The organism is Capnocytophaga endodontalis (genome assembly GCF_002209445.1).
GTDB classification, from domain to species: Bacteria; Bacteroidota; Bacteroidia; order Flavobacteriales; family Flavobacteriaceae; genus Capnocytophaga; species Capnocytophaga periodontitidis.
This window is the reverse complement of record NZ_CP022022.1, coordinates 2,869,516-2,887,602: the sequence shown is the minus strand read 5'-3', so window position 1 is coordinate 2,887,602 and position 18,087 is coordinate 2,869,516. Positions and strand designations below refer to the sequence as shown.

The 18,087-nt window shown below is 39.8% G+C and carries 16 protein-coding genes; 8 read left to right on the top strand and 8 right to left on the bottom strand.

Features of this window, described 5'->3' with window-relative positions:
- Positions 1-61: 61 nt before the first annotated feature.
- The 3 genes from CBG49_RS12960 to sucC all read right to left on the bottom strand — a co-directional run bounded on the left by CBG49_RS12960 (position 62) and on the right by sucC (position 6,298).
- Positions 62-3,007 (bottom strand): TonB-dependent receptor, encoded by a 2,946-nt coding sequence (locus tag CBG49_RS12960; protein ID WP_088595336.1) that lies wholly within the window; start codon positions 3,005-3,007, stop codon positions 62-64.
- A gap of 273 nt (positions 3,008-3,280) precedes the next feature.
- Complete coding sequence (gene ggt, locus CBG49_RS12955; protein ID WP_088594796.1) at positions 3,281-4,987, bottom strand: gamma-glutamyltransferase; 1,707 nt, start codon at positions 4,985-4,987, stop codon at positions 3,281-3,283.
- Positions 4,988-5,104: 117 nt separating this feature from the next.
- Positions 5,105-6,298, bottom strand: coding sequence for an ADP-forming succinate--CoA ligase subunit beta (gene sucC, locus CBG49_RS12950; RefSeq protein WP_088594795.1), 1,194 nt, complete (start codon positions 6,296-6,298; stop codon positions 5,105-5,107).
- Positions 6,299-6,439: 141 nt separating this feature from the next.
- On the opposite strand from sucC, the gene tsaD reads away from it, so the two are divergent.
- Entirely contained in the window at positions 6,440-7,456 is a 1,017-nt protein-coding gene (gene tsaD, locus CBG49_RS12945) for a tRNA (adenosine(37)-N6)-threonylcarbamoyltransferase complex transferase subunit TsaD (RefSeq protein ID WP_088594794.1), read from the top strand.
- A 78-nt stretch (positions 7,457-7,534) separates the two neighbouring features.
- Positions 7,535-8,317, top strand: coding sequence for a class I SAM-dependent methyltransferase (locus tag CBG49_RS12940; RefSeq protein WP_088594793.1), 783 nt, complete (start codon positions 7,535-7,537; stop codon positions 8,315-8,317).
- Between the two features lie 91 nt (positions 8,318-8,408).
- On the opposite strand, the gene CBG49_RS12935 is transcribed toward CBG49_RS12940, so the two are convergent.
- Positions 8,409-9,053 carry a hypothetical protein gene (locus CBG49_RS12935; RefSeq protein ID WP_088594792.1) on the bottom strand — a complete coding sequence of 215 codons (645 nt, stop codon included), beginning with the start codon at positions 9,051-9,053 and terminating at the stop codon, positions 8,409-8,411.
- Positions 9,054-9,152: 99 nt separating this feature from the next.
- Between CBG49_RS12935 and CBG49_RS12930 the strand changes: the two genes are divergently transcribed.
- The 4 genes from CBG49_RS12930 (at position 9,153) to CBG49_RS12915 (ending at position 13,553) form a co-directional block, all read left to right on the top strand.
- On the top strand, positions 9,153-10,334 hold the full coding sequence (locus CBG49_RS12930; protein WP_088594791.1) for a C1 family peptidase: 1,182 nt from the start codon (positions 9,153-9,155) through the stop codon (positions 10,332-10,334).
- 66 nt (positions 10,335-10,400) lie between these two features.
- Positions 10,401-10,628, top strand: coding sequence for a hypothetical protein (locus CBG49_RS12925; protein WP_088594790.1), 228 nt, complete (start codon positions 10,401-10,403; stop codon positions 10,626-10,628).
- Positions 10,615-10,914, top strand: coding sequence for a hypothetical protein (locus CBG49_RS12920; protein ID WP_009413307.1), 300 nt, complete (start codon positions 10,615-10,617; stop codon positions 10,912-10,914). The genes CBG49_RS12925 and CBG49_RS12920 overlap by 14 nt, the downstream gene beginning before the upstream one ends.
- Before the next feature lie 290 nt (positions 10,915-11,204).
- A complete protein-coding gene (locus CBG49_RS12915; RefSeq protein ID WP_088594789.1) occupies positions 11,205-13,553 on the top strand; it encodes an outer membrane beta-barrel family protein in 2,349 nt (782 codons plus the stop codon).
- 113 nt (positions 13,554-13,666) lie between these two features.
- Here CBG49_RS12915 and CBG49_RS12910 read toward each other — a convergent pair whose 3' ends face one another.
- The 3 genes from CBG49_RS12910 to CBG49_RS12900 form a co-directional block, all read right to left on the bottom strand.
- On the bottom strand, positions 13,667-14,044 hold the full coding sequence (locus CBG49_RS12910; protein ID WP_009413305.1) for a RidA family protein: 378 nt from the start codon (positions 14,042-14,044) through the stop codon (positions 13,667-13,669).
- Positions 14,045-14,051: 7 nt separating this feature from the next.
- Positions 14,052-15,764 (bottom strand): M23 family metallopeptidase, encoded by a 1,713-nt coding sequence (locus tag CBG49_RS12905; RefSeq protein ID WP_088594788.1) that lies wholly within the window; start codon positions 15,762-15,764, stop codon positions 14,052-14,054.
- 163 nt (positions 15,765-15,927) lie between these two features.
- A complete protein-coding gene (locus tag CBG49_RS12900; RefSeq protein ID WP_088594787.1) occupies positions 15,928-16,635 on the bottom strand; it encodes a metal-dependent hydrolase in 708 nt (235 codons plus the stop codon).
- Positions 16,636-16,774: 139 nt separating this feature from the next.
- On the opposite strand from CBG49_RS12900, the gene def reads away from it, so the two are divergent.
- Complete coding sequence (gene def / locus CBG49_RS12895) at positions 16,775-17,356, top strand: peptide deformylase (protein WP_088594786.1); 582 nt, start codon at positions 16,775-16,777, stop codon at positions 17,354-17,356.
- 25 nt (positions 17,357-17,381) lie between these two features.
- A complete protein-coding gene (locus CBG49_RS12890; protein ID WP_088594785.1) occupies positions 17,382-17,798 on the top strand; it encodes a DUF5606 family protein in 417 nt (138 codons plus the stop codon).
- Between the two features lie 85 nt (positions 17,799-17,883).
- Here CBG49_RS12890 and rpmF read toward each other — a convergent pair whose 3' ends face one another.
- On the bottom strand, positions 17,884-18,078 hold the full coding sequence (rpmF, locus tag CBG49_RS12885) for a 50S ribosomal protein L32 (protein ID WP_009413299.1): 195 nt from the start codon (positions 18,076-18,078) through the stop codon (positions 17,884-17,886).
- Positions 18,079-18,087: the final 9 nt, after the last annotated feature.

Genomic DNA, 18,087 nt, shown 5'->3' with positions numbered 1-18,087 from the left:
ATATTTTATCAATCTACCAAAATAATGTATTAAAAAATATTTTGGTGTTTTTATAAGTTTATTAAAACAGTTTAAAGCTCGCTCTTGCAAATACATAACGCCCGTTGAGCCCGAATTGAGAAGTGGCGCGTGAATACACAAATTGATCGTTGTTGTTATTCACTTTTACGTTCTTTTCGGGGTAAAGATCGAAAAGGTTGTTTACGCCCAGAGTGAGGGTAGCTTTTTCGCTGAAATTATAAGCAATAGAAAGGTCGGTAATGAGTTTGCCACGTATCACTTGATGACCATAGCTATCAAACTCAAAGTCTCCTATTTGGTCGGCAGTTCTGATGATATCAGGACCTGTGGTTTTGCCGTAATAGGTGTTACGCAAATAAGCGTTCCATTTGCCTATACTGAGGTTGTGAGAAAGGGTTGCTTTGAATCGTGGAACAGCTTCTTCCAAGTAAATACGAGCTCTTTCGGAGAAGAATTTACTCTCTAAACCTGCATTTTTTATTGCTTCGGGGGTGTGAATAGCTCCTACTTTGCGCGTTTGGGTGAGATTGAGACCAAAATCGTTGTTGATACCCCATTTATTTCCTTGATAATGGTGCACTATTACAACATCTATCCCTTTGGTTTCGGCATCAACGCCATTGGCGAAGAACTGTACGCTGTTCACATTAGCAGTATCGAATATTTGTTTGAGCTCGTTTTCGGCAGGTGAAGACCCTGTTGGTTTGCTAAAAGTTTCGGTGAGGATGATGCGATTGTCTACACGGATGAAATAGGCATCGGCACTGAGAGAAATACCCGCTTTGGGCAAGTTTAGAGCGAACCCTGCACTCACCGATTTAGATTGTTCTTCTTTGAGTTTTTCGATGCCAAAGAGTTCAGCCGCTTTAGAGATATTGTTGAACGTACCTGTTTCTTGCAAATTTCCGTTGAGGTAGAGGGTACCGATGTTGGTATAATACAATTGGTGGATAGAGGGGGCGCGGAATCCTGTAGAGGCAGCAGCACGCAAATTTACATTAGGGAGGAGCTTCACGCGAGTTGCCAATTTATAGTTGAAAGTATCGCCAAAATCGGAATAGTTCTCATAGCGCAAGGCGGCATTGGCTAAGAGCCAACGAGTGATGTCGGTTTCAAATTCGGCATAACCCGCCCATACATTGCGCGTTTTGGTGAGGGCACTCTCCTCACGCAAACCGCTGAATACCTGTGCACCACCAGGGAGGTAAGCCCCAAAGAAGTCAGTAGGTTTTTGGTTATTAGGGGTATTGCCGTCCTGCACTCTACCCGAAAGGTCATAAGTAGCATAAGAACTTTCATCACCTGCTACAATACTATAGGCTTCGTGGCGTTGCTCAGCGCCCAATGAGAGGTTGGCTTTCTCGAAGAGGTTGAGAGCTCTGGAAAAATCGAGGTTAAGGGTGTTTTGCAAGAAGCGCAATTTGCCAGCATCAAAGGAAGAAGGAGAGGCAAAGCGCAAACTCGTATTGCCCGTATGCTTGATAGTATAGGCAAACTCATTGCGTCCAAAGGTGTTGCTGACATCAATATGCCACGCTCCTGCTTCGCCTTTAAAACCTGCTGAGATAGAACTATCCTGAATATCAGTAGTTATCCAAGGCAGATAGCCGTTAGGATGTAGCCCTGTGAAGGTGCGCGCTTGATTAGGTCGCCTAAAGAAACCACCAGCCTCACCATAACGATAACTCTGTCCGCCAAAAGCATAGAATTTCCAGCTATCGGAAATAGGAAGTTCGGTATTGAGGAAGAATTGGGTACCGCGCAGACGCGATTGCCCCACATGCATATTAAAGTCTTTACGCGTTAGCTGGCGATAAGCGAGTTCATCATCGGTAACATCTTTACTCAGAATACTGCGCAGACTGGTAAGCGAAGTAGCATTTTGGATTTGTGATAAGAAGGAACTGTTGAAATAGCTAACCTCACCAGCGTAGTTTTTGATGAGCCCTAAGAGTTGAGGGTCGGCATTTACATTGCTATTGCTAAAATAGTTAGACAGATTATCGCCTGCTTCTAAAGCGCGCTGTTCAATTGCGTTATAGGCGTTGAAGATAGTGCCATCGAAAGTACCTGCTCTAAAAGTAGGGTTGCGGAATTGCGCTGAGAAAGTGAGGTTGATAAAGCCGCCTTTTTTACCGAGTTCAGTGCCATAATTGAGGTCTAATTGTCCTTGTTCGCCGTCGTAATCACCGCGATGATCATTGGCTTTTGGGGTTATGTTAGCCCCGTAACTCACTTGGGCAGAGAGTCCTTTTTCTTTTTTGAGGTTGAGATTGAGTACGCCTGCAATGGCATCCGACCCGTATTGAGCAGAAGCACCATCGCGTAAGATTTCAATTTTAGAAAGTGCAAAAGAGGGAATTGCATTGAGGTCAGTACCAACGGTACCACGACCAGGTGCGCCATTTACATTGATAAAGGCAGAAGTGTGTCGCCTTTTGTCATTGAGAAGCACTAAGGTTTGATCGGGGCCTAAACCGCGTAGTTGAGCGGGGTCTAAGTGGTCGGTGCCATCGGTTACCACTTGAGGTGTAGAGGTGAAGGAAGGTGCTATGCTGTTGAGTATCTGATTAATATTCACTTGCGGTTGTGTTTTTACGGTTTTCACTACATCAAACACATCCACCGGCACAGGACTATCTACTTTTGTGCGTCCACCAGCACGTGACCCAACGATGAGCACCTCGTCAAGTGCTTCAGCATCACTTTCTAAGAGAATGTTTAAAGTAGTGTGTTTGCCTACTTTCACTTCTTTGGTTTTAAAACCTATATACGAAAATACAAGTACATCGTTTTCGGAGACTTGTAGACTAAACTGTCCGTTTTCATCAGTATTAGTACCTTTTGGGGTATTTTTTACAACGATGCTTACCCCTATTAGAGGTTCTTTTTGGTTATCGGTTACGATACCTTTAACGGTTTGAGCCGAAGCAACGGCTGAAAACAGCAAGACTAAAAATACTAAAAAGCGGGTTTTCTTTCTCATCACTAAATTATTTTTAAAAAGGTTATTACTAAGGGGAAATAAAAAAGGAATGCAATGTAACATCATTGCATTCCTTTTTATATAGGGTAAAGTAAAGAAACAACGATGCCTTCCTATGGGGAAACCATAGAACAAAGCATCATCATATTTTTACTTGTGAAAGTCATATTATGTGTTATGTGTTAAATTCTGGGGCAAAGGTAGTGATTTTTTCTAAACTACCAAATTTTTGAAGAATTTTTTATGTAATCACTAAATAATACTATTTAATACTTAATACCCTACAGCTGTATCATCACCACGAGGGTCGGCACCACCTTCTAAACTGCCATCGGGTTGTACTAAAATAGCGTCTACTTTACCAATGATAACAAAGTTTTCTTCACGAGGTTTATAACCTTTGGCCTTAAGTTTGGCAATGACCTCAGGAGCAAAACCGTTGGGCTCATACATCACATCATCAGGTAGCCATTGGTGGTGGAAACGCGGTTTACTCACCGATTCTTGCATCGTCATACCGTATTCGGCTACGTTGAGAAAACACTGTAATACTGAGGTGATAATCGTTGAACCCCCAGGGGTGCCTATTACCATAAAGAGCTTGCCTCCTTTTTCTATGATTGTGGGGCTCATAGAGCTAAGCATACGTTTGTTAGGAGCAATGGCATTCTTTTCAGAACCTACTAAACCATAAGTGTTTGGTTCACCAGGTTTGATGCTAAAATCGTCCATTTGGTTGTTGAGGAAGAAACCGCCTCCTTTCACATATACCTTACTACCATAATTGGTGTTGAGGGTAGTAGTAACCGCTACGGCATTGCCAAAACGGTCTACAATGGAGTAATGAGTCGTTTCATCACTTTCGTAACCTGCAATTTTTCCGTGTGCTATTTCAGAAGATTTGCTCGCTTTATCCCACGAAAAACTACTCATACGTTCTTTGAGATAATCGGGAGAGAGAAGCGTTTCGGTAGGGACTTTCACAAAGTCGGGGTCGCCCATATAGTAAGCCCTATCGGCATAAGCACGGCGTTCGGCTTCTACTAATAACTGAATGTATTGCTCGCCGTTATGAGGATACTGACCTATATTATAAGGTTCTACGCTTTTGAGAATCTGTGCCAAGCAAATTCCTCCACTTGAGGGCAGTGGCATAGAATTGATGGTGTAATCTTTATAGGTGAAAGTAACGGGCTTACGCCATTGAGGTTCGTAGTTTTTGAGGTCGTCTAAGGAGAGGATACCACCGAGTTCTTGCACGTAGGCAACAATACGTTTGGCAGTTTCACCTTCGTAGAATTCAGCTCTACCATTATCGCGTATACGCTCTAAGGTTTTAGCAAACTCTTCATATTTAAAGCGCTCACCTGCTTTCCAACCATTTTCAAAAGGAGTAACATAGTTATTCGCTTGCTTGATGAGCTCTACATTTTTGTTCATATAAGAATCAGCCTGCAGTTTGGTGATGATCACCCCATTGCGCGCCAAGTCGATAGCAGGCTGGATGAGTTCGGCAAAAGGGAGAGAGCCAAACTTCTGATGTACAGCGAAGAGTCCTGCAATAGTGCCAGGTACACCTACAGCCAAAGCACCCAGAGTACTCTTATTGGCAATTACGTTGCCATCTTTGTCTAAATACATATCGCGATGCGCCTTAGCAGGTGCTTTTTCGCGGTAATCTAAAGCTCCTTTTTCACCATTAGCTAAACGGTATACCATAAAGCCTCCACCCCCTATGTTACCTGCATTGGGGTAAGCTACTGCTAAGGCAAGTTCGGTAGCCACCATCGCATCGAAAGCATTGCCTCCTTTTTTGAGGATAGCAAGACCTATTTGAGAGGCTTCTTCTTTGGCACTCACTACCATAGCGTGTGCGGCTACTACCCCTTTTTCGGGAGAAGATAGTTTTTCAGTAGGAGTATTGCGGCAACTCACCAATAAAGCAATTGCCGTTAGTATAGAGAAGATTTTTTTGAGCATAAGTTTTCTGTTTTTAGAGATGAGAAAAAAGCGTCAGAATTATCATAATAGGCTTTGTCAAAGTCCAAGGACTTTGACAAAGTTTTCGATACAAATCTGACACTTGTTATCTAAATTCTAAGCAAGTACCGCTTTTACTTTATCGGCAGCTTCTTGGAAGAGGATTGCTGAGTGAACGGCTAAGCCTGAATTGTCTAATATTTCTTTAGCAAGCTCAGCATTCGTACCTTGCAAACGTACAATGATAGGCACTTTGATAGCATCGCCCATATTTTGATAGGCATCTACCACGCCTTGTGCTACGCGGTCGCAACGCACAATACCACCAAAGATATTGATGAGGATAGCCTTTACATTAGGGTCTTTGAGGATAATGCGGAAAGCAGCTTCTACGCGTTTAGCATCGGCGGTACCTCCTACATCAAGGAAGTTAGCAGGTGAACCACCCGCTTGCTTGATCAAATCCATTGTAGCCATTGCAAGTCCGGCACCATTTACCATACAGCCCACGTTACCATCGAGAGCGACATAGTTGAGCCCTACTGCTTTAGCTTCTACTTCTATTGAGTTTTCTTCACGTGTATCGCGATAAGCTGCATACTCAGGGTGACGGAAAAGCGCATTGTCATCAAGAGTTACTTTGGCATCTACTGCCATTATTTTATTGTCAGAAGTTTTTAGAACAGGGTTGATTTCAAACAAGCTGGCATCAGAAGATACATAAGCATTGTAGAGTGCTGTTACGAACTTTACCATTTCTTTTTGAGCGTCACCAGTAACTCCTAAGTTGAAAGCAATCTGGCGAGCTTGAAAAGGCAAGAGCCCTACCGCAGGGTCGATTTCTTCGGTGAAGATAAGATGAGGTGTTTTTTCGGCTACTGCCTCAATATCCATTCCGCCTTCGGTAGAATACATAATCATATTTTTACCTTTGGCACGGTTTAATAGTACCGACATATAGAACTCTTTAGGATCGCTTTCACCAGGGTAATATACATCTTCCGCGATGAGTACTTGATGTACTTTTTTTCCTGAAGGTGGCGTTTGAGGAGTAACGAGTTGCATACCTATAATTTGAGAAGCGATAGGCTCTACTTGGTCTAAACCTTTGGCTAACTTAATGCCGCCGCCTTTACCGCGCCCTCCGGCGTGCACTTGTGCTTTTACCACATACCACTGAGTATTAGTGGCTTCGGTGAGTTGTTTGGCAGCCTCTACGGCTTCAGTGGGGGTGTGAGCAACGATGCCACGTTGTACGCGCACCCCAAAACTCGAAAGGATTTCCTTTCCTTGGTATTCGTGTAAGTTCATACGAGATTGATTTGGTAACTATTCGGCAAAGATACGAAACAATTTATTAATTAGCAAAAAAATAATTAATAATACTTCTAAAAAATGCTAATTTGCTAATTAGCAAATAATCCTTACTTTTGCGCTCTAAACTGAAAAAGAATGAAAAATACCTATATATTAGCTATAGAATCTTCTTGCGATGATACTTCAGCTTCAGTGCTTTGCAATGATAAAGTGCTTTCTAATGAGGTGGCAAATCAAGAGGTGCATAAACAATACGGCGGAGTAGTGCCCGAATTGGCTTCACGCGCTCACTTGCAAAATATAGTGCCCGTAGTGGCTCAAGCACTCAAAAAAGCAGGAATAACCAAAGAAGAACTTTCGGCTATTGCTTTTACAAGAGGACCAGGATTAATGGGGTCGTTGCTCGTGGGGACTTCATTTGCTAAATCGATGGCAATGGGACTGAATATCCCGCTCATTGAAGTGAACCATATGCAGGCACATATTTTGGCACATTTTATAGAGGAAGGTCAGCCTAAACCCGAGTTCCCTTTTCTCGCAATGACCATCAGCGGGGGGCATACCCAAATTGTGAAGGTGAACAGCTTTTTTGATATGGAGGTGTTGGGCGAAACCCTTGACGATGCAGTAGGGGAGGCGTTCGATAAAACCGCTAAAATATTAGGACTGCCTTACCCTGGAGGACCTCTCATTGATAAATACGCCCAAGAGGGCAACCCTAAAGCCTTCAGTTTTTCTAAACCTAAAATATCTGGTCTCAACTTCAGTTTTTCAGGACTTAAAACAGGTATTCTCTACTTTATACAGAAAAATACTGAAGAAAATCCTAATTTCATAACTGAACATTTAGCTGATATCTGTGCCTCGGTACAATACACTATTGTCGAAATACTGATGAATAAACTCAAAAAAGCTGTAAAAGAAACAGGTATCAAGCAAGTAGCTATTGGGGGAGGGGTATCGGCTAATTCGGGTATTCGCAATGCCCTCACAGCTTTAGGAAAGCAGTACGGTTGGCAAACCTTTGTGCCTAAATTTCAGTATTGTACCGATAATGCAGCGATGATAGGTATCGTAGGGTATCACAAGTTTTTGGAAGGAAATTTTGTAGCGCAAGAAGTAACTGCTCAAGCGCGACTTTCTTTTAATTAGCAGATTCGTTAATTTATTTTGAAACATTCAAAATAAATTCGTACTTTTGTCTCCTAAATTATAAAAACCATTAAAACGATGAAGACAGAAACATCATTAAATGAAAAACAAGGGCACTGGATTCTCGCCAAGCTCGGCAAGAAAGTGTTGCGCCCAGGAGGAAGAGTACTCAGCGAATGGTTAGTGAAAAACTTAGAGATTACCTCCAAAGATGATATCGTAGAGTTTGCCCCAGGCTTAGGATTCACGGCTAATATAGCCTGTTCTTACAAGCCTTTCAGCTATACGGGAGTAGATATGAATGAGGCAGCTGCTGCTTTGGCTAAAAAGAATATTCACTATGAAAATGCACGCGTGATTGTAGCTGATGCCGCAGCTTCTACACTTCCAGATGCTTTTGCTAATAAAGTGTATGGAGAGGCAATGCTCACTATGCAACCTCTTGAACACAAAAAAGCTATTATAGCAGAGGCTTTTAGGATACTCAAACCAGGAGGTTATTATGCTATTCACGAATTAGGCTTACAGCCAGACAATGTGAGCGATGAGGTGAAAAACGATGTTTTTAAAGAACTAAGTGCCAATATACGTGTACATGCACGCCCAATGACCCCCAGTGAGTGGAAAGCTCTTTTTGAAGAGCAAGGTTTTAAGGTGGTGAAAGAACAGCATAACGCAATGCTCCTACTTGAAAACAAGCGTGTATGGCAAGATGAAGGGATATTCCGCACACTTAAATTCTTCTTCAATCTCTTTACCCACCCCGATTTGCGCAAACGCGTGATGAATATGAAGAAAACCTTTAGAAAACACCAAAAGAACTTAGATGCTATTGCTCTTGTTGTTCAAAAACCTCTTTAAACGATTTTACAAAAAAGCTCATATCTTTATAGGAAATCTCCTATAAAAATATGAGCTAAAAAAAGTAACAAATAAAAATAATTCTTCTCTTTTATTGGTCTTTTACAATTACGAGTTGTGCTTTTGAGCCTGTTGCTAAATCCCAACGGTTGCGTATAATGGTATTGCCTTTGTCATCAAGCACCATAAACTCGGCTGTATTAGGACCCGATTCGCCTTGGTTGAGCGCTAAAAACTCTACTTTGTTGAAGCCAGGTTTTAATTCTACTTTAAAACCTCTGAACTCTCCAAGGAGAAAAATGTCGCGAACTTCTTCTACTCCATTCACATATAAACTTACTCGATCGCCATCAATAGCAGCGAAGTCGCGACAATATACATTTACAAACTTTCCATTATTGGTGAAGTCGCCAAAGAATTGATCGCCTTTGGGTGCTTCATAATCTTCCCGTTTATGGTCGTTGAGTACCTCATAATTAGGTTTGAACTCTATTTTACGCTGTACCAAATTGCTCTTTCCCGTAAAATCAATACTTTTTTCGGGCATCTTCATCCAAGGGTTCTCCTCTTTTTTAGGAGCTACCCGCAGATTGATAGGCGTTCCCTTATACTCTAACTCAGGTGATTTCTCTAACGGAATGACAACCTTATTATCTTTCTTTTGTATTTCAAAAGGTTGAGCCTGAGCAGCTAAGCATCCTAATAAAAGTGATATGTACAAGCATAAATATTTCATAATGTTTGAGCATTTACTTTTTTATAGCGATAACTATGCCAAATTTGCTATTCTGCTAATTCTTTCATACCTTTGCGCTTCATTATTAAGTATTCTTTTATGAAAAACATTACATTATTTGTAGCACTATCTTCCTTTTTTATAGGAACTGCACAGGACGACCTTATCAAATCGGTAGCTGGTAACCACTCAGAAAATGCTGGTTTTAAGTTTACTACCGTTATCAACCTCGAACGCACCGACGTGAAAGACCAAGGTAGTAGCGGCACTTGCTGGAGCTATGCAGGGGCTTCGTTTATAGAAAGTGAAATGAAGCGTATGGGCAAAAAGCCTATCGACCTTGCCGAAATCTTCACTGCTCGCAATTGCTATATCGAAAAAGCTAAACAATATGTGCGTATGCACGGCAATTTAGATTACGGACAAGGAGGTGAACTCCACGATGTAATCAATATGTACGCCAAATATGGCGCTGTACCTCAAAATATTTATACAGGTTTGAACTACGGTACTACTCGTAATGATTTTGGTGAACTGCACGCTATCTTGAAAGGATTTCTTCAAGGAATGCTAAAGAACGCAGAGAAAAAGAATAAACTCACTCCTAATTGGTTACCTGCTTTCACAGCGACCATCGATGCCTATTTAGGTGCAGTACCCGAAAGTTTTATGTATGAAGGCAAAAAATATACTCCTCAGAGCTTTGCTAAAGAGCGTGTAGGTATCAATCCTGCCGACTATGTAGAAATGGTATCGTATGCCGACCAACCTAAATACCAAAACGTATTTATGGCAGTACCCGATAACTGGAGCTTTGATTATGCTTACAATATCGCAATGACCGACCTTACAAAAATCATTGACAACGCTCTTAAAAAAGGTTATACTGTAGCGTGGGCAGCCGATGTGAGTGAGCGTTATTTCAGTTGGAAAAATGGAGTGGCTTTTGTGCCTGAAAAAGAAGTGAGTGAGATGAGTAACGAGGAAGCCTTGTATCTTTTTTCTAATCCTCCTACTGCCGAGAGAACCATCACCCCCGAGATGCGTCAGCGTGATTTTGACAACTATCAAACTACCGATGACCACGCAATGCACATCGTAGGGCTTGCCAAAGACCAAAATGGACGTGAATACTACATCGTGAAAAACTCTTGGGGCTTGCACAACGACTATGAAGGCTACTTGTACGTAACTAAAGCCTTTGTAGAGTTTAAAACAACTGCCATTATGCTTCACAAAGGCGGAGTGCCTAACGATATCCTCAAAGGGTGGAAAAAGTAGTATTAGTAATGCGAACTTGCTAATTAGCAATTATTTTATACTTTTGTCTCTAAATACGAAATGTTTATGGAAACACTCACTATTAAACCTCCTAAAGGAGTTACTCTAAAGGATGCAAGAATAGCTCTTGAACGACTCAACTTTGAAATAGTAGAGAATCAGGAGTACACAATTTCTGATAGTTACAAAAATGAGTTGCACGATCGTTTAAGAGAATGGGAATTATCTCCAGAAACCGGAATCTCTTTAGATGAAGCCAGAAGATTGGCTTACGAAAAATATGGAAGAATATGAAGTAATACTCTCTTCATTAGCTAATAAAGAATGGCTGAAAGTCATTGATTGGTATAATGATAAAAGAGAAGGACTCGGTTTTGAAGTTTTTGACGAGATAGATGAATATTTGAAAAGGTTAAAAACATTACCTTATATAAATCGAATAGTAGAAGGTGAGATTAGATTATCAACTACTCCAAGATTTCATTTTGGAATATTCTATACTGTGAAAACAAATACTGTTTTTGTGATAGGTATACACAATCTAAGAGAGGACTACCAAGATATTTTGAGAAGAATATAATTTTTTTCTTCTTCTTATTTAAGAAACATTTAAACACTATTTGAAAGAAACAGAAAAAATACTTACATAAAGACATAAATTAGCGTTTCACTTTACAATTTCCTGTCATAGAAAACGACCATTTTTTAATGTTATGGGGAAACTAAAAGTGGAAATGCCTGTACTATAGCGTGGGCATTTCTTTTTACTTTTGCAGTGTGCCTTTAGTCGGGCTTCTATGAGAAAGTAATAGGGAATGTGCTCACGCTTTTTTTAAGTGCTTATGTAAAATAAGAAATGATGAAATAATAATGAAAAGGAGTATTTTATTCTTAGTATTATGCTTTCCCTTATACATATTTTCACAATATCGTGTTACTGGGATTTTAATTAGTAATAACCAAATAGTAGCTAATTGTACTGTTAAATTGCTCTCACAAGACAAGGTATTACAAACAACTGCTTCAAATGAAAAGGGTACTTTTTCTTTTGAAAACCTTTCAGCAGGGCAATACCAGCTAAATGTGGTTTCTATTTTCTATGAGCCTTTTCAGCAAGAGCTAATGGTAGATAAGAATATCACATTAGGCAATATTGTGATTACCGAGAAAGTAGAAAACCTTAAAGAAGTAACCGTTACTGGTCGGAAAAATCCTGTCATCCCTACTCAAACGGGCTCACTTATTGAAGTAACGGGCACACGGCTCGCCTATCGTTCTGCGGTGACCGATATTTTAGAGTATGCTCCCAGCATCTCTACTACTAATGGTTTGAAAATCTACGGCAATGACGATATTTTAATAATGCTTGATGGTAAGGAATTACACCTCGATAAAGACAAAATAGCGTCTTTCTTAGATAAAATACCCGTCAAGAGTATAAAAAGTATTGAAGTAGTTGATAAAATTGATGCCAGTATCGATAGCTCAAAAGCAGGCGTCATAAAAATAACTACTATTGCAAAATACGGATGGGTAGGCTCGTTAAGTCACAACTTTCTGTACAAACAAAAATTAGGCTATAACGATGATGTAAACCTGTTTTATTCTACTGACAAATATCGTCTTTTTACTAACCTATACCACGAACGACATCACACCTTTAGCAATACAGAGGAGCAATCTCTCTTGAAAAATAGTAATACACTTTATCAAAGTACTTCCGATAGACAGTTAAAACGAAAAGCAAACGGGATAACGCTGGGAGCAGATTACTATTTCAATAAAAAATCGACTCTTAGCCTTCTGTATATCTATAATTATGATGCTGATGCTGATAATGAATACAACATTTTAACTAATGTGTATAACAACAATGTGCTCAACCATCATTTTACTACGAACAGAAAATGGGACGCCATATCTAATGACCACTCTTTCTCACTGAACTTCGACCATACTACTGACTCCTTAGGTTCAAATATCAAAATAGCCTTAGACTTGGTTAAGAAAAAGTATGAAAGTCCTCTTACTGAAAAAGATATTTATTACCGCACAGTAACTACCGAAGAAAATACTGAGCAAGATTCATACTCTTACAGCGATGTTTATGCCTTTAAAACTACTTGGAGTAAGTTTTTTACCTCTAAATACCCTTCAGAAAAGCAGAACTTAGTGCTTGGATTGCGTTATTCATTGGTAGACAATCAAGATGAGTTTGCTTATTTTGATATTTTGCCTACCCAGAAGTTAAAAAACACTACTCTTTCTAATGATTTCTCCTTCAAAGAACACATCTTTGCCACTTTTGCCAATTACGTCTTTCCTCTTACTCAAAAATCAAAGTTCTCAGTAGGCTTACGTTCTGAATATAATTACAATACGTTTAACAATCACTTAGATAATTTCCATAACGACAACACACAATGGTCACTCAATGCCCTCTATACTACCAAGCTCGGCAAAGAAACCTTCTTCTTTTCTGCTCGCCGATGGTTCAGCAGGGTGAATTACAGTCTGTTTAACCCTACCTATATCAAAAGTTCTCCTACCGATGCCTATATAGGTAATAAAGATTTAAGTCCCATAGAAGGATATATGTTGCAATCGGGTTATAGGTGGAAAAAAGTAGATATGGCTGTGGCTTACCGCTATTCCGAAAAAAATGTGCTTAACATTCCTACCGCTATTGCTGGCGTAATAACTACTCGTCCCGAGAATGTAGGTTATAAAAACGATGTGTATTTGTTCCTATCCCGTTTTACTAAGTTCACCGATTGGTGGGAGTGCAATGCGAAATTCACAGGGGGGTATTTTAACTTCAAGTATTTAGGGAATGCTTTCAACTCCTTATATGCCGAATTTTACACCTCACAGCGCTTTTACCTCCCCAAAGATATCGAAGCTTCTCTTACTTACCAATATACCTCAACCAATAAGAGTTTGTATACCAAAAACTATTACAATCACCAGCTCAACTTTAGCCTAATGATTCCTTTTTCAAGCTCATTTAGGTTAAAAGCCTTTGTAACTGATATATTGAAGACCTCTCGTTCTAAAAGTGAATATGATTTTAATGGCATTTATAACACATTATATTCAACCATTAACAGTCGTCAGTTTGGTATAGGTATTAGCTATGATTTTGCTAAAGGTAAAGAAGTGAATGATAATATAAGAAACACAGGGGTAGAAGACGAGAAAAACAGACTATTGAAGTAATACTATGAAAATCTAAAACATCAATTTGTGATATAGTTTTTTTATCAAATTGATCATAAAAAAAGCTGTATAGTATTTTGCTATACAGCTTTTTTTGTCTCTACACGGCATTACTACAATACAGCAATGCAAGAAATTTCTACTTCTACAGCTTTAGGCAATTGTGCTACTTGCACAGTTTCGCGTGCAGGTGCTGTTGCCTCGTTGAAATAGCGTGCATATACGCCATTTACTTGCGCAAATTGCCCCATATCGGCTAAGAAAATAGTGGTTTTTACTACATTCTCAAAAGTAGCTCCTGCCTCGGTGAGGATCGCTTTGAGGTTTTCCATTACTTGCTCGGTGGCAGCTTCTATGCCTTTTACTACTTCACCCGTTGCAGGATTCACAGGTATTTGTCCTGATACGTAGAGCGTGTTGCCAGCTTTTACCGCTTGTGTGTAAGGACCAATGGGCGCTGGCGCTTTTTCTGTAAAAATGATATGTTTCATATAGCTATTAGTTATTAGTCGTTATTTTGGTAAAGTTGGCTTTTAGAGTTCCTACGTTGCCTACTTTATCTTTGGCATTTACGATGAGCTCATATTTATCGGTTTTAGTAGTATCGATATCACTAAAATGGAAAGTAAGGCATTTGTTTTTGGGTTCGTATTCAAAGAGTATCCACTCGCCATTGAGGGTCGCTGAACAAGAGGAAAAGCCACTGAAATTATCGCTTACTAAAATTTTGAGAGTATCGGCTTTTACAATGCCACCATTTTTGAAATTCACAGCTTTGAGAGTGGGAGCAGTTACATCTTTTCGCAAGGTGAAAGTGCCAAAATTGCGCACGCGGGCTGTAAATACACCATCTTTATAAATGGTAGGTTCGTAACTACCACCACGTGAAAGGAACATTTTGCTGGCTTCTTCGGGGGTATAACTATCGTCTTTGATGGTTACAGTAAAGTATTTCTGAGCAGGAATGCGATAATCACCTACGGTAATAGAATCTTTTTTGCTGGTGATGAGCATTTGTACATCCTCATAAAGGGTATTTTCAGGTAAATAAACACTACCGTGTTCTAATTCATAGTAGTTATCGCGAGTGGCTACCACTTGTTTGTTGCCTTTAGGTTCTGGTCGAGGTGTTTTTAGTATTTCGCGTTTGCCCTCTATAGGGATATTTATTGTAGTAGTATTCCCTTTGAAATCTTCGGCTATAATAGTAGCAGTGTATTGTTTACCTTCTTCTATGGTAAGATACCCAAAATTGCTTTTGGTAGGAGGGATAGGGTAGACGTCTAAACGGTTGTTAGGCAGTTTGTAAAGGCGTTGTACCATACCTCTTTTTTGAGTATACATCTCGTAGTCGATCAGGGCGTTGAGGTAGCGAGTATCGTTGTAATTCACCTTGTTTAAAACAGTTTGGAACTGCACCTCTCCGTTGAGCAGGAGAGTTACTTTGTAGATGCCATTTCGGTGCATTGTTTCATTTTGGCGGTCAAAACCTTGAATGCCAAACCCAATAGTACCTATAGCACTGATATTATCGGCGAGGTAAGTGTGATCGGCTTGTAAAGTTTTATTGATTTGTCGGGGGAGTTGAGTGCTTTCTATTTGAGCATCTTTGCCGAGTGAATAACCATAGAGGTGTATAATTTCGGGAGGAGTAGTATCTTCAATAAGGTCTTTAAAACCAAAGAGCAGTGGATTCCAGCCATTGTCGCTGGTATCGCGTACCTCGAAGTGTAAGTGAGGTCCTTGGCTACCCCCTGTGTTGCCACTAAGGGCTACCCAATCACCTTGTGATACAGGAAATTGTTTTTCGTCGAGGATAATATCAATGTCGTAAGTTTGTTGTGCATATTGTTTTTGTTTTACGAAAGCTTCTACTTCGGGAGCGTATTTTTGCAAGTGTCCATAAGTGGTTACATAGCCGCTGGGGTGGGTGATATACAGCATTTTACCATAGCCATACGGACTTACTTTGATACGAGAAATATAGCCTTTATCGGCAGCCAAAACTTGTAACCCCTCGCGACCTTCAGTTTTTAGGTCGATACCGCCGTGGAAGTGATTAGGGCGCAATTCGGCAAAAGTACCTGCGAGTAAAGGTTTAGTATTCAGAGGAATGATAGGTTTAAATTCTTGACCTTTTAAGGTAAGAGGTAAGGAGTAAGAAATAAGAGATAAGAGGATAGTTAAGTGATAAGTGATAAGTTTTTTCATTCTTTGCTAATAAAAGTTTTGCATATAAAACGGCGCAAAAGTAAGAATAATTTGTCAATTAGCCAATTTGTCGATTCGTCAATTTGTAAAATGTACAAAAAAAACTTTGTTGAAATCTCTAAATTTCAACAAAGTTTAATAGTTATTGTTTGACACCTAATACTTATAGGGTACTAATATTTAAATCTTTTAAATCTAAAGAAGCCCCTATTTCTAAGAGGTGAAGGCGACGATGGTCGTCTTTGAATTTGCGTTTAGCAGCTTCTTTATCAATTTTGATTACAGGGAAGGTGTCGTAATGCACGCCCAACACATTGCCTACTTCTACAAAGCGAGCCGCTGTAAGGGCATCGCGTACCCCCATTGTATAGTTGTTACCGATGGGGAAAATTGCCAGATTTACCTTGTATTGGTGGGGGATAATTTTCATATCATAGTGTAAGGCGGTATCTCCTGAAATGTAGATAGTATCATCGTTGTAATCAATCAAAAAACCAGCAGGATTGCCTCCATAAGAACCATCGGGGAAAGATGAAGAATGTTCAGCTTTAATCATCTTGATTTTCACTTTGCCATCTACAAATCGGTGAGAGCCACCGAGGTTCATAGCGTGACCGCTAAGTCCTAATTTTTCGTAGTGAGCGAGAATTTCGGGATTGGTAATCAGTTGAGCACCTGTGCGTTTGGCAATAGCTTCTACATCGGCAATGTGGTCGCCGTGGGCGTGGGTGATGAGGATGTAATCTGCTTTGATAGAGTTTATATCAATGTGTGAAGCCAAAGGGTTAGGGCTAATAAAAGGGTCTACAAGAAAGTGAATCCCATCAATGTTTATATTCACGCAAGCGTGACCTAAATAAGTTACTTTCATAATGAATTTTTTTATAGGTTATCAATAAGGCAAAGGTAGTGAATTATTTTTAAAGTGCAAAATAATTTAATAATTGGCCGAATTGGCTAATTAGCAAATTATTCTTATCTTTGCCCCCGCAAAATAAAAAAATATCACAATGGTTTTACCTATTATAGGATACGGCGACCCAGTGCTCAGGAAAGTAGGGGAGGATATTACTCCTGATTACCCCGAGCTTAAAGCGCTTATCGCCAATATGTACGACACTATGCGTCACGCTTATGGTGTAGGCTTAGCTGCCCCACAAGTAGGGCTTGCTATACGTTTGTTTGTAGTTGATGCCTCTCCGTTTGCTGAGGATGATGACTTAACCCCTGAAGAACAAGCGTTTTTGAAAACCTTCCAAAAGACTTTTATCAACGCCAAAATCACTGAAGAAACAGGTGATAAATGGAATTTCAATGAGGGTTGCCTCAGTATTCCAGGGGTGCGTGAAGACGTGAGCCGCCACAAGCAAATCACTATTGAATACCTTGATGAGGAATTCAAGCCTCAAACACTGACTCTTGATGGTTTGGCAGCGCGTATTGTTCAGCACGAGTACGACCATATAGAAGGCATATTGTTTACAGATAAACTTTCGGCTTTTAAAAAACAGCTTATCAAAAGCAAGCTGAACAATATTATGAAAGGAAAGGTGAAGGTAGATTACAGAATGAAATTTTTAAATGCTAAGTAAATAATCAATATTAAAAATATAAAAAATGAATTTAACAAAAATACTTGCCATATCGGGGAAACCAGGTTTGTATCATTTAGAAACGCAAACGCGTTCAGGATTTTTAGCTACTTCTTTAGCCGATGATAAACGCATTTCGGTAGGGATTCGCAATAATGTGAGTTTGTTATCAGAAATAGCTATTTACACTATGGAAAGGGAAGTGCCTTTAAGTGAAGTGTTTGAAAGTATGAAAACTTTAGAAGGAGGCAAAGAAGCAAGTATATCAGCAAAATCGGATGGGGCTACTTTAGAATCTTATTTTGCCAAAGTACTTCCTAACTACGATCGCGACCGTGTATATGCGAGTGATATTAAGAAAGTAATACAATGGTATAATTTGCTGCTCAACAAAGGATTTTTAGAAGAAGAACCTTCTACAACTACTAAAGAAGAAGCATAAAAAAATAGGCTGTGAGGATTAATCTTACAGCCTATTTTTTATTTAAACTTCATTTTTGTATGAGAGTTCATCTTCTACTTACTGATTATTCAGCTTTTTCAGTGTTATCGATAAGCACTTGTCCACGGTAGTAAAGTTTACCTTCATGCCAGTGAGCACGGTGGTACAAGTGGTTTTCGCCTGTTGTAGGGTCTTTTGCAATTTGTGGAAGTACTGCTACGTCGTGAGTTCTTCTCTTATCTCTTCTTGTTTTTGATTGTCTTCGCTTAGGATGTGCCATTGCTTAATA

Bases quoted from the DNA above. Each gene is read 5' to 3' on its own strand.
- CBG49_RS12960 (WP_088595336.1), bottom strand. From the start codon at position 3,007: ATGAGAAAGAAAACCCGCTTTTTAGTATTTTTAGTCTTGCTGTTTTCA.
- CBG49_RS12915 (WP_088594789.1), top strand. From the start codon at position 11,205: ATGAAAAGGAGTATTTTATTCTTAGTATTATGCTTTCCCTTATACATA.
- CBG49_RS12900 (WP_088594787.1), bottom strand. From the start codon at position 16,635: ATGAAAGTAACTTATTTAGGTCACGCTTGCGTGAATATAAACATTGAT.
- def (WP_088594786.1), top strand. From the start codon at position 16,775: ATGGTTTTACCTATTATAGGATACGGCGACCCAGTGCTCAGGAAAGTA.
- CBG49_RS12910 (WP_009413305.1), bottom strand. From the start codon at position 14,044: ATGAAACATATCATTTTTACAGAAAAAGCGCCAGCGCCCATTGGTCCT.
- CBG49_RS12925 (WP_088594790.1), top strand. From the start codon at position 10,401: ATGGAAACACTCACTATTAAACCTCCTAAAGGAGTTACTCTAAAGGAT.
- CBG49_RS12890 (WP_088594785.1), top strand. From the start codon at position 17,382: ATGAATTTAACAAAAATACTTGCCATATCGGGGAAACCAGGTTTGTAT.
- CBG49_RS12930 (WP_088594791.1), top strand. From the start codon at position 9,153: ATGAAAAACATTACATTATTTGTAGCACTATCTTCCTTTTTTATAGGA.
- rpmF (WP_009413299.1), bottom strand. From the start codon at position 18,078: ATGGCACATCCTAAGCGAAGACAATCAAAAACAAGAAGAGATAAGAGA.
- sucC (WP_088594795.1), bottom strand. From the start codon at position 6,298: ATGAACTTACACGAATACCAAGGAAAGGAAATCCTTTCGAGTTTTGGG.
- ggt (WP_088594796.1), bottom strand. From the start codon at position 4,987: ATGCTCAAAAAAATCTTCTCTATACTAACGGCAATTGCTTTATTGGTG.
- CBG49_RS12940 (WP_088594793.1), top strand. From the start codon at position 7,535: ATGAAGACAGAAACATCATTAAATGAAAAACAAGGGCACTGGATTCTC.
- CBG49_RS12920 (WP_009413307.1), top strand. From the start codon at position 10,615: ATGGAAGAATATGAAGTAATACTCTCTTCATTAGCTAATAAAGAATGG.
- CBG49_RS12935 (WP_088594792.1), bottom strand. From the start codon at position 9,053: ATGAAATATTTATGCTTGTACATATCACTTTTATTAGGATGCTTAGCT.
- tsaD (WP_088594794.1), top strand. From the start codon at position 6,440: ATGAAAAATACCTATATATTAGCTATAGAATCTTCTTGCGATGATACT.
- CBG49_RS12905 (WP_088594788.1), bottom strand. From the start codon at position 15,764: ATGAAAAAACTTATCACTTATCACTTAACTATCCTCTTATCTCTTATT.